A 13,097-nucleotide genomic window follows, 5' to 3' on the forward strand; every position below is an offset into this window, starting at 1 on the left:
ATTCGCCGCGCTGGGCACGCGGAAGCGGTCGGTGCCCGCCTGTGGACAACTCCGCCACCGGCTCAGGGGGCGAACGCCTCCAAGGCAGCCTCCGCGCGGTCCATCGACGCTGCCGGGTCGGCGTCGGGGGTGCCGATCTCGGCGTCGAAGTTGAGGTCGATGAACACCTCCGTGACGCCCTGCGCGGCCAATGCGCCGAAGTCGTCGCGGATCTGCTCGACACTGCCCGTCAGGGGGCGCCGGTCGCCCGCGTCCGGGCGGACCCGGACCGCGCCCCGGCAGACCACCCGCAGGGCGTTCGGGTCGCGTCCGGCCTGTTCGGCGGCCTCTCGGATGGTGCGCACGGAGTCCCCGATGGCGGTCAGGTCGGCGCGGCTGCTGCTCACCCACCCGTCGGCCAGGCGGCCCGCGCGGCGCAGGGCCGCCTCGGCGCCCGCGCCCAGCAGGATCGGCGGCCCGCCCGGCTGCACCGGCTTGGGATCCATCCGGCTCGGGGGCACGCGGTAGAACTCGCCCTCGTGTTCGATGACATCGTCGGTCCAGAAGCGGCGCAGGAGCGGTAGGTACTCGTCGGCGCGCTTGCCGCGACGAGCCTTGTCCGCGCCCACCGCCGCGTACTCCTCGTCCGACCAGCCGATGCCCAGGCCGGCGTCGAGTCTCCCGCCGGAGAGGATGTCGACGGTGGCCAGCTGCTTGGCCAGCAGCGCCGGGGCGAAGAACGGCATGTTGAGCACCGCGGCACCCAGGCGGACACGGCTGGTGCGTGCCGCGAGGAACGACAGGGTGGCCACCGGGTCGAGCACCGTGCGGTAGGCCTCACCCCAGTTGGCGTCAGGTGGCGACAAGAGGCGCTGCATCGTCCACAACGAGCGGTAGCCGAGGTCTTCGGCGCGGGTGGCAACCCGCGCGAGATTGTCGACAGTGGCCCAGGAACCCGACACGGGGACAGCGAATCCGATCTCCACGGGGCCAACGCTAGCTCACATGTGCCTATCCGCCGGCAGACTGGCGGTTATGACCGAAGACTCCACCGCGGACCCGTACCTCTGGCTGGAAGACGTCACCGGTGACGAAGCCCTGGACTGGGTGCGCGCGCGCAACGCCGAGACCGTCGCGGAACTGACCGGTGGGGAGCGGTTCGAGCAGACCAGAGCGAAGCTGCTGGAGGTCCTCGACGCCGACGACCGCATCCCATACCCCCGGCGCCGCGGTGAGTACCTCTACAACTTCTGGCAGGACGCGGCGCACCCGCGCGGGGTGTGGCGGCGCACGACGCTGGCGGAGTACCGGTCCGCGTCACCCGACTGGGACGTCCTGCTCGACGTCGACGCGCTGGCCGAGCGCGAGGGCGAGAACTGGGTGTGGAACAGCGCGACCATGCTCCGGCCCGACTACCACCTGGCGCTGGTGGAGCTGTCCCGCGGTGGTGCGGACGCGACCGTGGTGCGCGAGTTCGACGTGCGGACCCGCGAGTTCGTCACCGACGGCTTCACCCTCCCGGAGGCCAAGACCCGCGTGGGCTGGATCGACGCGGACACCGTCTACGTCGGCACCGACTTCGGCGACGGCTCCCTGACCTCATCCGGCTACGCCCGCGTCGCCAAGCGCTGGCGCCGGGGCACCCCGCTGGCCGAGGCCGAGATGGTCTTCGAGGGCAAGCCCGAGGACGTCGCCGTCTACGCCTACCACGACTCCACCCCCGGGTTCGAGCGCGACTTCGTGGGCCGCTTTCCCGACTTCTTCACCTCGGAGGAGTACCTGCGCACGGCCGGTGGTGACCTTGTGCGGATCGAGGTCCCCGATGACGCCTCGACCGATATCCACCGGGAGTGGCTGCTGGTCACGCTGCGTTCGGATTGGACCGTCGACGGCACCACCCACCGCGCGGGTTCGCTGCTCGCGACGCGGTTCGACGACTTCATGGCGGGCGGGCGCGACCTGACGCCGCTGTTCGTGCCCGACGAGCACACCTCGCTCAGCGGCCAGGCGTGGACCCGCAACCACCTGATCCTGGTGGAGCTGTCCGACGTCAAGACCCGCCTGGAAGTGCTCACCCACGGCCCGGACGGCTGGGCGCGCGCACCGCTGTCCGGAGCGCCGGAGGTCGGTTCGGCCAACGTCATCGACACCGACCCGGACAATTCGGATGAGTACCTGCTCAACGTCAGCGGCTACCTGCAACCCGCCACACTGCTGCGCGGCGAGGTCGGCGGCGAGCTGGAGACGCTCAAGCAGGCACCTGCGTTCTTCGACGCCGAGGGCCTGACCGTCGAGCAGCACTTCGCGACCTCCGACGACGGCACCCGGGTGCCGTACTTCGTGGTCGCGGGCCCGGACACCAGCGGCCCGACGCTGCTCTACGGCTACGGCGGCTTCGAGGTCTCGCTCACCCCCGGCTACAGCGGCGGTCTCGGCCGGGGCTGGCTCACCCACGGCGGCACCTACGTAGTGGCCAACATCCGCGGGGGCGGCGAGTACGGCCCGGAGTGGCACCGCGCGGCGCTGCGGGAGAACCGGCCGCGCGCCTACGAGGACTTCGCCGCGGTCGCGCGGGACCTGGTCGCGCGCGGCATCACCACGCCCGCGCGGCTGGGGATGCAGGGCGGCAGCAACGGCGGCCTGCTGGCCGGGGTGATGCTGACCCGCTACCCGGAGCTGTTCGGCGCGGTGGTCAGCCAGGTGCCGCTGCTCGACCTCAGCCGCTACCACCTGCTGCTCGCGGGCGCGTCGTGGATGGCCGAGTGGGGCGACCCGGACGACCCGGCGGACTGGGCGTACCTGAAGACCTACTCGCCGTACCACAACGTCCACAGTGGAACGAAGTACCCGCCGGTGTTCTTCGTGACCTCGACCAGGGACGACCGGGTACACCCCGGGCACGCGCGCAAGATGGCCGCCCGCATGATCGAGCAGGGGCACCGTCCGCACTACTACGAGAACATCGAGGGCGGCCACGGCGCTGCCGCAGACAATTCACAGCGGGCGTTCATGTCGGCGATCGTCTACGAGTTCCTGCTGAGCACTCTCGGCGAGGCTTAGACCGGTATGTAGGGTCATCGCCGTGTTGGCGCTGCACTGTCTGGTGACTGTCGCCGGAGATGTGGCGCTTTGGGCGGAGGACTCCGGCCTACCCGCGCGTCGGCAGGGCCGGGCGACGAAGGCGGTCTCGGACCACCCGTTCGCCCTGCCGTCGCGCGCCTTGGCGGAACTGGTCCACGGCGTGGTGGACGAGTACCTGGTGCTCTTGCCGTCGCACCCGTCCGCGCCCGTGGCCTCCCCGGAGTTGGTACGCGATCCGCTGGCCAGAGCCGCCACACCGCGCGGCGCCGTGAAGCTGTCGACGTGGCGGGTGCCCGCGGTGCGGATGTCGGCGGCGGCGTTCGCGCGAGGAGCGGTGCCCGAGCGGGGTGACGTGCGCGTGGGCACGAGTGTGCGGTACCTGAGTGCGGTGTCCGCGTTCGCCGAAGACCTCGTCGGTCGGGGTCAGGTACTACCGACGGTGGTGAGCGAGGAGGACGGTCCCGCAGCGCGGTGGCGTCCCGCGTTGTCGGGGGCGGATTCGGCCCGGTACGCCCGTCTTCGTGAGGCCATGCCTCCCGCGCTGCGGGCGGTGCAGGTCGACGGAATGGACGGTAGGCGCGCGGACGAGGTCTTGCGGCCGATGCTGGACGCGTTCGTCGACGGCGCTACCCGCTCTCGCTTGGCGGGCACACGCCTAGGCCCGAAGAGGCCCGCAGACGGCGAGCCCGTCGCGTTGTTGGCCGCGTTGACCGGTGACCCCCTCCTCGACCTCGCGCCCGAACGGGCCGCGCGCTTGGCCGCCGAACTGGACGAGTGGCGAGCGGGCGGCGCGCACGACGGCCCGATCCGGGCGTGCTTCCGACTGCGCGCACCCGCGTCCGACGACACCGACTGGGTACTGGAGTTCCTGCTCCAAGCCGCCGACGACCCCAGCGTGCTGGTGCCCGCCGAGCAGGTGTGGCAGCGGACGCGGGACGCCCTGCTGCACCGCTGGGTCGCCCGGCCGCAGGAACTGCTGCTGGCCGAACTGGGCCGTGCCGCGCGGATCCTGCCCGACCTGGACGAGTGCCTCCGCACGCGGCGACCGGTCGAACTGCGCGTGGACGCCGATGGCGCGCACCGCTTCCTCACCGCCGCCGCGACGCTCGACCAAGCCGGGTTCGGTGTTCTGCTACCCGCGTGGTCCCGCACGTCTTCGGCGGTGGGATTGCGGTTGACCACTACGAGTCGCGGCGCCGCCGGAACCGTCACCCGCACCACCCCACTCGCCAGGAACCAACTGGTCGACTACCGCTGGGACCTGGCGCTGGGCGACGCGACGCTCACCGAGCGGGAGCTGCGTGACCTGGCCGCGGCGAAGGTGCCCCTGGTCCGCGTGCGCGGGCAGTGGGTACAGGTCGACCAGCGGAGGCTGAGCGCCGCCATGGCGTTCCTGGAGCGCTCACGCAGCGGTCAGATGTCGGTCGGCGACGTGCTGGACCTGGCCGGGATGGCCGACGACGAGAGCCTCCCGGTCCCCGTGGTCGGCATCGGCGGGTTCGGGTGGTTGGCCGACCTGCTCAGCGGCGACGTCGAGGCGACGCTGGAGCCCGCCGAGACACCGGAAGGGCTCCACGCGGAACTACGGCCCTACCAGCGACGCGGTCTGGCGTGGCTGGCGTTCCTTGACCGACTGGGCCTTGGTGCTTGCCTCGCCGACGACATGGGTTTGGGCAAGACCATCCAACTCCTCGCTCTAGAGGTTCTTACCCGCGCCGACGCCGTAGTACCGCCAACACTCATCGTGTGCCCCATGTCGTTGGTGGGCAACTGGCAACGGGAAGCGGAGAAGTTCGCACCGGGACTACGGGTCTATGTCCACCACGGCGCGAACAGGCTTACCGGAGAGAAGTTCTCCAACGCGATCGCGGACGTCGACCTCGTCGTCACCACCTACGCGGTCGCGACCCGCGACGCGGAGAAGTTCGCCGACCTGGGCTGGCACCGGATCGTGCTCGATGAGGCGCAGAACATCAAGAACAGCGCTTCCCGCCAATCCCAGGTACTACGCGCCCTGCCCGCGCGGCACCGGGTGGCGTTGACCGGCACACCCGTGGAGAACCGGCTCGCCGAACTGTGGTCGATCATGGACTTCGCCAACCCGGGCCTGCTCGGCCCCCTGACGCGGTTTCGCGCCCGGTTCGCCGTCCCGGTCGAGCGGCACGGCGACGAGGACGCGGCGGCGCGGCTGAGGCGCATCACGGGACCGTTCGTGCTGCGGCGGGTGAAGACCGACCCGTCGATCATCGACGACCTGCCGGACAAGCTCGAGATGAAGCAGTTCTGCAACCTCACCACCGAGCAGGCCACGCTCTACCGCGCGGTGGTCGACGACATGCTCGCCAAGATCGAGGAAGCCGAGGGGGTGCAGCGCAAGGGACTCGTGCTCGCCACGATGACCAAGCTCAAGCAGGTGTGCAACCACCCCGCGCACTTCCTCGGCGACGGGTCGCGGGTCGCCGACCGCTCCGGCAAGCTCGCCCGGCTGGAGGAGACGCTGGAGGAGGTGCTCGCCGAGGGCGACCGGGCGCTCTGCTTCACCCAGTTCGCCGAGTTCGGCGGGATGCTGGTGCCGCACCTGGCGGCCCGGTTCGACACCGAGGTGGCGTTCCTGCACGGCGGGACACCCAAGCGGCAGCGGGACGCGATGGTCGAGCGGTTCCAGTCCGGGACCGGCCCGTCGATCTTCCTGCTGTCCCTCAAGGCCGGGGGTACCGGTCTCACGCTGACCGCGGCCAACCACGTCATCCACCTCGACCGCTGGTGGAACCCGGCGGTGGAGGACCAGGCGACCGACCGCGCCTACCGCATCGGGCAGCGCCGGGACGTGCAGGTGCGCAAGTTCGTGTGCATCGGCACGTTGGAGGAGCGCATCGACGCGATGATCGAGGACAAGAAGGCGTTGTCGCGACTGGTGATCGGATCCGGCGAGAACTGGCTCACCGAGCTGTCGACAGCCGAACTTCGCGAACTCGTCACCCTGTCGTCGGAGGCTGTCGGTGAGTGACGAGTGGTGGCGGGACGATACGCCCTCCGGTCCCATCCCGGTGGAGGGTGGCGTACGCGCGCGTAGCCAGCGTGGCGACATCGCGCGCACGTGGTGGTCGCGGCGCTTCATCGAGGCGTTGGAGTTGTTGGGGCTCGGAGGACGTCTCGAACGCGGTAAGCGCTATGCGCGGGCCGGACAGGTCATGAGCATGTCGTTGTCCACCAGCATCGTTGTGGCGCAAGTGCAGGGTTCGCGGCCGGAGCCCTACCGGGTGCGCATCAGCGTCAAGGCGTTCACCTCCGACCAGTGGTTCGAGGTCGAGAAAGCGCTTGCGGGACAGGCGTTGTTCCTCGCTAAGCTGCTCGCCGGTGAGATGCCGCAGGACATCGAGCGGGTCTTCGGCGAGGTCGGGCTGCGGTTGTTCCCGGACAGCTTCCAGGAGCTGTCCATGGATTGCTCCTGCCCGGACTGGGAGGTGCCGTGCAAGCATCTCGCCGCGACCTGCTACCTCTTGGCCGAATCCTTCGACTCCGACCCCTTCGAGATCCTGGCCTGGCGTGGACGTAGTAGGCAGGAGTTGCTCGACAACCTCCGCGGGCTCCGTGAGGACCATGCGGAACCCACCGACAACGCGGAACCTCTTGGCGACCTACTCGACTCGTTCTGGGGTGCGCAGGTAACCCTGCCGACCTCAATGCCGGTAAGAGGACGACCCGACGCCATCTTGGACCGACTACCACCGCTAAGGCTGACCGTGGCGGGACGCCCGGTCGTCGACTGGCTGCGACCGGCCTACCAGACCATGGCCAACGAGGAGGACACATGAGCGGAAAGCTGGACCGGCGGGTGGCCGAAGTGGCCGAGGAGTTGCTGCGGCGCAAGAAGGTCGTCGCCCCGCTGGACGTGCTTTCCGGACTCGGGTGGATCAGCGGGCGCACCGTGCAGGCGTGGGAGCTCGGCCGGACACCGCACCTCGACACCCAGGCGGCCGTGCCGCCACCACGGCTGCTGGAGGCGCTGGGCAGCCTGCACAAGTGGGCGGCCGACCGCGGCCTGACCAGGTCCGAAGTGGACCACGTCGCCGCGACCAGGGACCGCAGGCGGCTGCTGTTCAGCTCGGCGGGCGACCAGGACGCCGAGGCCTCGTTCCGCACGCAGTGGACCGACCCCGACCTGTCCCCCGCCCGGCTCGCCAAGGTCGCCGAGCGCCAGGCCAAGGCGCCGGACCTCGTGGTGATCCACCCCGACAAGGCGTGGCACTGCGCGCAGTGCCGGGACACCGGCGAGTTCCACTTCCTGGAGCACGAGGTGCCGCTGTGCCTCGACTGCGCCGACATGGGTCACCTGGTGTACCTGCCGTCCGGCGACGCCGCGCTGACCCGCCGCGCGCGGAAGGCGAGCGGGCTCGCCGCGGTGGTGGTGAAGTGGAGCAAGTCGCGCAAGCGCTTCGACCGCCGGGGCATCCTCGTCGAACGCGCCGCGCTGGAGGCGGCGGAGGAGCAGTGCCTGGCCGACGAGGAGGTGCGGGAGCGGCGCAAGGTCCGCGACCGCGAGCGCCGGGCCGCGCAGGACGTGGAGTTCCAGGCCACGTTCGCCGTACGCATCGGTGAGCTGTTCCCCGGCCTGGAGACAGCCCGCGCACAGGCCATCGCCGAGCACGCGGGAACACGTAGTAGCGGCCGGGTGGGACGGTCGGCGGCCGGTCAGGCGTTGGACGAACACGCGGTCACCCTTGCCGTGGTCGCCGCTATCCGGCACGAGGAGACCGACTACGACGCCATGCTCATGGCGGGCGTACCACGCGCCACCGCCCGTGAACGCATCCGCGACGACATCGACCGCGTATTGGCGTTGTGGCGTCAACCGTGAAGCGCGGCGATCCCGTAGCTCTTACTTGACCTCGGCCACCGGAGCCGACCACGTGTCGCAGGCGATGGTGTTACCCGCCTCCAGACCGCGCTTGGCCCACATACCGCGGTTGTGGGCTGTGCCATGGGTGTCGGTGTCGTCGCTGCCGTCGTAGCCCGCCACGGAGTCGTCGGCGAACTTGCTCGAGATGGAGCCGTGGTCCTTGATCGCGGCCAAGAAGACACCCGCGAAGCAGTTGGCTTGCAACTCCGTGCGCCGCGACAGCTCCAACGACTCGTCCTTGGGCGCCGAGTTCTCCAAGAGGCGCTCCGCGTACAAGATGTCGCTAAGGTACTGGACGTGGTGGCCGTACTCGTGCGCGAGCACGGCCATGTGGAGCTCCGGGTAGTCGGAGACCGCGTCGATGAGGCGCACGCGGGGCATGTAGATCGTGCGGTCCTCCGAGCAGTAGAAAGCGGTCGCCTCCTCCTCGCTCGGCCCCTCGCCGCAGTCGCTCTTCGGGGAGTCCTGGGTGTCGAGCTTGGGCGGCACGAAGGCGTTGCCCGCCTGCAGCACCACGGGCCGCCACGCGCGGTTGAGGCAGTCGATGGCGGCGAGGTAGTACGACTCCAGGTCCTTGCGGTCGGTGTCGAACTCGGGCAGCTCACAGTCCGTGGTGGGGAGTTTGCTCCCCGGCTTCAGCAGGCTGTTGGCCGCGAGGTCGACCAGCGACTTCGCCGACTGGCCGCGATCGATCTCGCCCACCGCGAGCGGTGTGCCGGTGACCGGGCGGGGCATGCCCGCTGCCATGCGGCCGACCAGGACCACCCAGAAGATCCCCACCACGAGCATCGCCAGCACCAGGATCAGCACCACCGACCTGCGGAAACGGGACTCCGGGCGCGGGCCGACGATGGCCACGGGCACCGACGGCATCGGGCCGTAGTACGGCCCGCGCCCGAATTCGTCCATTCCCCACCTCGGAAGTCCCCCAGTGGCGCGCCAACAGACCCCCGACGTCCGCGCCCGTACCCCATCATAGGCGGTTCAGGGCACGACAAGCGCGACTCTTCCGCGGCCGTGCCCCGTCTCCACCTCCCGATGTGCCTCTGCCGCGTCGACCAGCGGGTGGACCGAACGGACGTGGGTGCGCAGCAGACCCCTCGACCACAGGTCGACCAACCCGACCAGCCTCGCGGCCGAGCGGACGCCGGTGACCCGCAGGATGCCCAACTCGGCCGCGCGGTCCCACACCGTGGTGGTGCCGATCCGGGCTCGGTCGACCCCCAGGTCGATCGAGGCCAGCACCGCGTCGATACCCGCCGCGTCCAGCACGACGTCCACCCCGCGCGGGGCCACCGCGCGGACCCGCTCGACCAGCCCGTCGCCGTACTCGACCGCGATGGCGCCGAGTCCGCGCAGGTAGTCGTGGTTGGCCTGCGACGCTGTCGCGATCACGGTGGCGCCCCGCAGCCGGGCGAGCTGGATGGCCATCGTGCCCACCGCACCGGCCCCCGCGTGCACGAGGAAGGTCTCCCCCGCCCGCACCTGGAGCGCCTCCACCGCCATCGTGGCGGTCTGCGCACCCGCGGTGAACGACCCCGCCGCCTCCCACCGCATGGCCGAAGGCTTGGCGACGATGTCCCCCGCGGGCACCAAGCGGTACTCGGCGTAGCTGCCGAACAACGCGAAGCCCAACACCTCGTCACCGACCGCCCACTCGGCGTCGCCGGGCCCGACCGCGTCGACCACGCCCGCGAACTCGTTGCCGAGGACCTGGGGCAACCGCGCCTGCTGTGCCGGAGGCCCCACCCCCCGACGAACCGCGACGTCGAAGGGCTGCACCCCCGCCGCCTTGATCCGCACGCGGACTTCGCCCGGTCCGGGTTCGGGGACGGGCAGGGTGATCGGTCGCAGGACGTCCGGGTCGCCGAAACCGGTGACTGCCACGGCGGTCATGTGCTGGGTCATGCGCACAGCGTGGGACCTTGACCTTGGTGGAAGTCAACTGTGTTGGGCGTCACCAGACAGGTAGTCCGTGAACTCGACAGTGCCGTCCGCGTGCTCCGGCGTGGTGTGGTCACCACGGCGGTAAGCGGCGAAAGTGGCGCCGGGTAGGCGTACCGGCACTTTTAGCGCCTTCCGGCCCTTCGCCGCCAAATACTGCGCTGCGAGGTCACGAGCAGGCCAGACAGTGGGGCCACCCAGGTCTGCTACCCGGCCACGAGCCGGGCCGATGGCCAGGTCGGCCAAGCGGGCGGCGACGATGCCGGTGTCGACGGGCTGGAAGTCGCATGCCGGGTAGAACAGCAGGGCCCGCTGCTTCGCGAACAGCTTGGCGATGAGGTCGTGGAACTGGGTGGCCCGCAGGATCGAGTACGGCAGGCCGCTGTCCTCGACCAGCAGCTCGGTGGCGAGCTTGGTGCGGTAGTACGGCAGCGGCACGCGGTCGACGCCGACGATCGAGATGTAGACCAGGTGGGGGCTACCTGCTTGGCGCATGGCGGCGATCAGGTTCTCGGTGGCGGGGATGTCCTTACGGCCGAGAGTGGTCGCGCAGTGCACTACGGCGGTCACGCCGGACAGGGCCTCTTCGAGGCCTTCGCCGGTGAGCAAGTCACCGCGCACACCGGCGCCACTGCGGCTGAGGACCCTGGCGTCGGGCAGGGCGCGCACTACGTCGCGGCCGAGCGTGCCGGTGCCTCCGGTGACGAGGACGGTCATGGGAGCCTCCCTGGGGTTGCGGTCACCCCACTGACTGCACAGCCCTGCCTTTCGTGACAGCCGGCAGGTCGGACGCCACTGTGAACTCGGTCATGGCCTCCCGCAGGAAAGCCGACCTGGACACCCCGAGCACCCGCATCGCCGAACCGTGGTCGAGCAGCACGACGAGTGTCGCGCCGAAGAACAGCAGCCGCCACCCAGCGCGTGCGACCCACGGTAGGCCGCCCAGCGACCGTAGGCGGTCGCGGTGGAAGGGGACGTGCCTGCGTTCGTCGGCCAAGATGCGGCGGGCTACCTCCGTAGTGAGCTTGTCGGTCGTTCCGTCTCGTAGTGCGCGGTAGAAGACGAGTGCGACCACCTCGGCGATGGTCAGGACCATCAACTGCAGGCGCAGCCCGAGGGCGCGGCGAAGCCACACGAAGGCCGCGTCGGTCCAGTGGGAGGCGATGGTGGGGGTGTCGGCGGCCTTGAGAAGGTTGGCGAGCATGCGCGCGTGGTTCTGCTCCTCGGCGATGAAGAGCTTCACCGTGGCGCCGTAGTCGCCGTCGCCCGCTTTGGCGATGAGGTTGGTGCCGTCACCGTCCTCGCCCACCTGGAAGCGTTGGATACTTCGGATCACCGCGGGGTGCAGGCAAACCTCTTGCGACCAATCCGGTTCGGGTCGAGCCGCTCGGTGCGCGACCTCCTCGGTGAAGTGCCGCAGCCATTCCCTGTCGTTCATAGTGTCCACAGTGCACGGAAAGCCGGTTGATTACTACGGGCTTCACGCTTCCCTCACCACATCCGCCAGACCTTCACGCCGCCTGCGGCCACATCACACAAGTGCGCGTAGCGCGGCAGCGAGTTTGTCCCGCACCTCTACCTGTGCGTCTATCCGACGGTTGAGCACCTCCAGGCGGTTGCGCGCGACCTGGATACCGGCCTCGGATGGCTCTACCGCGCGCATGTCGCCGTCCAGGCATGGGCCGAATGCTTGTATGTCGTCGAGAGTGAGGCCAGCCGCGAGGAGGTAGCGGATATTGCGCACACGGGCCACTACGGCGTCGTCGTAGTCGCGGTAGCCGTTGTGCAGCCTCTCGGAGGCAATCAGCCCTAGGTGCTCGTAGTGCCGCACAGCACGTGGTGTGGTCCCTGTGGCCTGGGCGAGCTCGCCGATGCGCATGAACCTCTTACTACGCAACAACGGCACCACCGTCCACCGGCAACACCACACCCGTGACGAAAGACGCCTCGGGCGAGGCCAACCGCGTGATCGCCCACGCCACCTCCTCCGGCGCGGCCACCCGCCCGAGCGGTGTGTGCGCAATCTGCCACGCCCGAACCTCACGCCGCTGTTCCTGGGTCAACCCCTGGTGATCGGCGATCGGCGTCTCCACCGCCCCCGGCGCCACCGCGACGACCCGGATCCCCCGGGGCGCGAACTCCACCGTCCAACTGCGGGTGATCGAGTCCAGCGCGGCCTTGGTGGCGGAGTACACGGAGTTCCCCGGCCACCCGCGTTGACCGATCGCGGTGCTCACGTTCACGACCACACCCCCTTCGGGCAGGTGCGGCAACGCGGCCTGGGTCAGCTTGATCGGCGCGACGAGATTGGTCTCCAGCTGCGCCGCGACATCCTCGGCGGCCACCGACTCCAACGCCCCCGATGCCACGATCCCCGCGTTGTTGACCACGACGTCAACCCGCCCGAACCACTCGACAACGGTGTCCACAACCCGCCGCGCGTCCACCGTGATGTCGGCGGGCAACGCCCGGATCCGCCCACCGGCGATCTCCCCCAATGGCCCCGGACGCCGCCCGACAGCGACCACGTCCGCCCCGAGCTCCGCGAACGCGAGCGCGGTGGCCCGACCGATCCCGGTACCAGCCCCGGTGATAACCACAACCTTGTCCGTCACACCCCCATCCTCAAACGTTGACGCCAGGGACAAGGTCAACCACCTTGACGGCAAACCACCGCTCCACTTTGGGATCCCCCAACCCGGACTCGGTCAACCACCCCGCCGCCCGCCGCGCGTCCCCCTCGTCCGCGATCAACCCCCACCCACCGGGCCGCACCCCGGTCGCCGCGGCCACATCACCGACCAAGCCGCCGACGCACCCCCACGTGTGCCAAATCCCACCGTCGAACCCCACCGGCTCGAAGCCCAGGAAATGCCAGTCAGGCAACGTCTCCACCCGCAACAGCCCTCGCGCCGCGGGCCAGTGCCAACTCCTCATGTCGACCAACAACTCGGGTACGTCCTCAACGGCGAACCCCACCCCCAGCACCCGCTCCCCCGCCCGCGCGGCCGCCACGGGATCCGAGAACCAGACGTCGGACTCGTCAGCAGGCGCGAAGTCCGCCAAACACTTGGACACCGACACGGCCTGCCCGTGCGCGGTCGCGAGGTATCCCGCCAACAAGAAAGCGCCCATGTCCCCCAGTGTGCCTGGGGAACATGGGCGCTTCGACGGGGTTACCCGGTCACCGCGG

12 protein-coding genes are annotated in these 13,097 nt (G+C 70.0%); 4 read left to right on the forward strand and 8 right to left on the reverse strand.

Annotated features, from left to right (window positions below; all coding sequences use genetic code 11):
* Positions 1–62: 62 nt before the first annotated feature.
* On the reverse strand, positions 63–965 hold the full coding sequence (locus tag CLV40_RS34660; RefSeq protein WP_104483263.1) for a TIGR03619 family F420-dependent LLM class oxidoreductase: 903 nt from the start codon (positions 963–965) through the stop codon (positions 63–65).
* Between the two features lie 49 nt (positions 966–1,014).
* On the opposite strand from CLV40_RS34660, the gene CLV40_RS34665 reads away from it, so the two are divergent.
* From CLV40_RS34665 to CLV40_RS34680, 4 genes are all read left to right on the forward strand, one after another.
* Positions 1,015–3,039, forward strand: coding sequence for a prolyl oligopeptidase family serine peptidase (locus tag CLV40_RS34665; RefSeq protein WP_104483264.1), 2,025 nt, complete (start codon positions 1,015–1,017; stop codon positions 3,037–3,039).
* 43 nt (positions 3,040–3,082) lie between these two features.
* On the forward strand, positions 3,083–6,067 hold the full coding sequence (locus tag CLV40_RS34670; RefSeq protein ID WP_342752332.1) for a DEAD/DEAH box helicase: 2,985 nt from the start codon (positions 3,083–3,085) through the stop codon (positions 6,065–6,067).
* A gap of 184 nt (positions 6,068–6,251) precedes the next feature.
* The gene (locus tag CLV40_RS34675) at positions 6,252–6,875 is read left to right on the forward strand and encodes an SWIM zinc finger family protein (RefSeq protein WP_245931764.1); all 624 of its coding nucleotides are present in this window, start codon (positions 6,252–6,254) and stop codon (positions 6,873–6,875) included.
* A complete protein-coding gene (locus tag CLV40_RS34680; RefSeq protein ID WP_104483267.1) occupies positions 6,872–7,918 on the forward strand; it encodes a DUF2293 domain-containing protein in 1,047 nt (348 codons plus the stop codon). The genes CLV40_RS34675 and CLV40_RS34680 overlap by 4 nt, the downstream gene beginning before the upstream one ends.
* 21 nt (positions 7,919–7,939) lie before the next feature.
* Here CLV40_RS34680 and CLV40_RS34685 read toward each other — a convergent pair whose 3' ends face one another.
* From CLV40_RS34685 to CLV40_RS38605, 7 genes are all read right to left on the reverse strand, one after another.
* Entirely contained in the window at positions 7,940–8,869 is a 930-nt protein-coding gene (locus CLV40_RS34685) for a neutral zinc metallopeptidase (protein ID WP_104483268.1), read from the reverse strand.
* Positions 8,870–8,944: 75 nt separating this feature from the next.
* The gene (locus CLV40_RS34690) at positions 8,945–9,868 is read right to left on the reverse strand and encodes an NADP-dependent oxidoreductase (RefSeq protein ID WP_245931765.1); all 924 of its coding nucleotides are present in this window, start codon (positions 9,866–9,868) and stop codon (positions 8,945–8,947) included.
* Between the two features lie 33 nt (positions 9,869–9,901).
* The gene (locus CLV40_RS34695; RefSeq protein ID WP_104483269.1) at positions 9,902–10,621 is read right to left on the reverse strand and encodes an SDR family oxidoreductase; all 720 of its coding nucleotides are present in this window, start codon (positions 10,619–10,621) and stop codon (positions 9,902–9,904) included.
* Positions 10,622–10,643: 22 nt separating this feature from the next.
* Positions 10,644–11,342: a ferritin-like domain-containing protein gene (locus CLV40_RS34700; RefSeq protein WP_104483270.1), complete on the reverse strand. Its 699-nt coding sequence runs from the start codon at positions 11,340–11,342 to the stop codon at positions 10,644–10,646.
* Positions 11,343–11,435: 93 nt separating this feature from the next.
* Positions 11,436–11,783, reverse strand: a complete 348-nt coding sequence (locus tag CLV40_RS34705; protein ID WP_104483291.1) for a MerR family transcriptional regulator — start codon at positions 11,781–11,783, stop codon at positions 11,436–11,438.
* A 10-nt stretch (positions 11,784–11,793) separates the two neighbouring features.
* The gene (locus CLV40_RS34710) at positions 11,794–12,519 is read right to left on the reverse strand and encodes an SDR family NAD(P)-dependent oxidoreductase (protein ID WP_245931766.1); all 726 of its coding nucleotides are present in this window, start codon (positions 12,517–12,519) and stop codon (positions 11,794–11,796) included.
* Between the two features lie 10 nt (positions 12,520–12,529).
* Positions 12,530–13,039: a hypothetical protein gene (locus CLV40_RS38605; RefSeq protein WP_181043927.1), complete on the reverse strand. Its 510-nt coding sequence runs from the start codon at positions 13,037–13,039 to the stop codon at positions 12,530–12,532.
* Between the last annotated feature and the right edge of the window lie 58 nt (positions 13,040–13,097).

This window comes from Actinokineospora auranticolor, from assembly GCF_002934265.1.
GTDB lineage: Bacteria > Actinomycetota > Actinomycetes > Mycobacteriales > Pseudonocardiaceae > Actinokineospora > Actinokineospora auranticolor.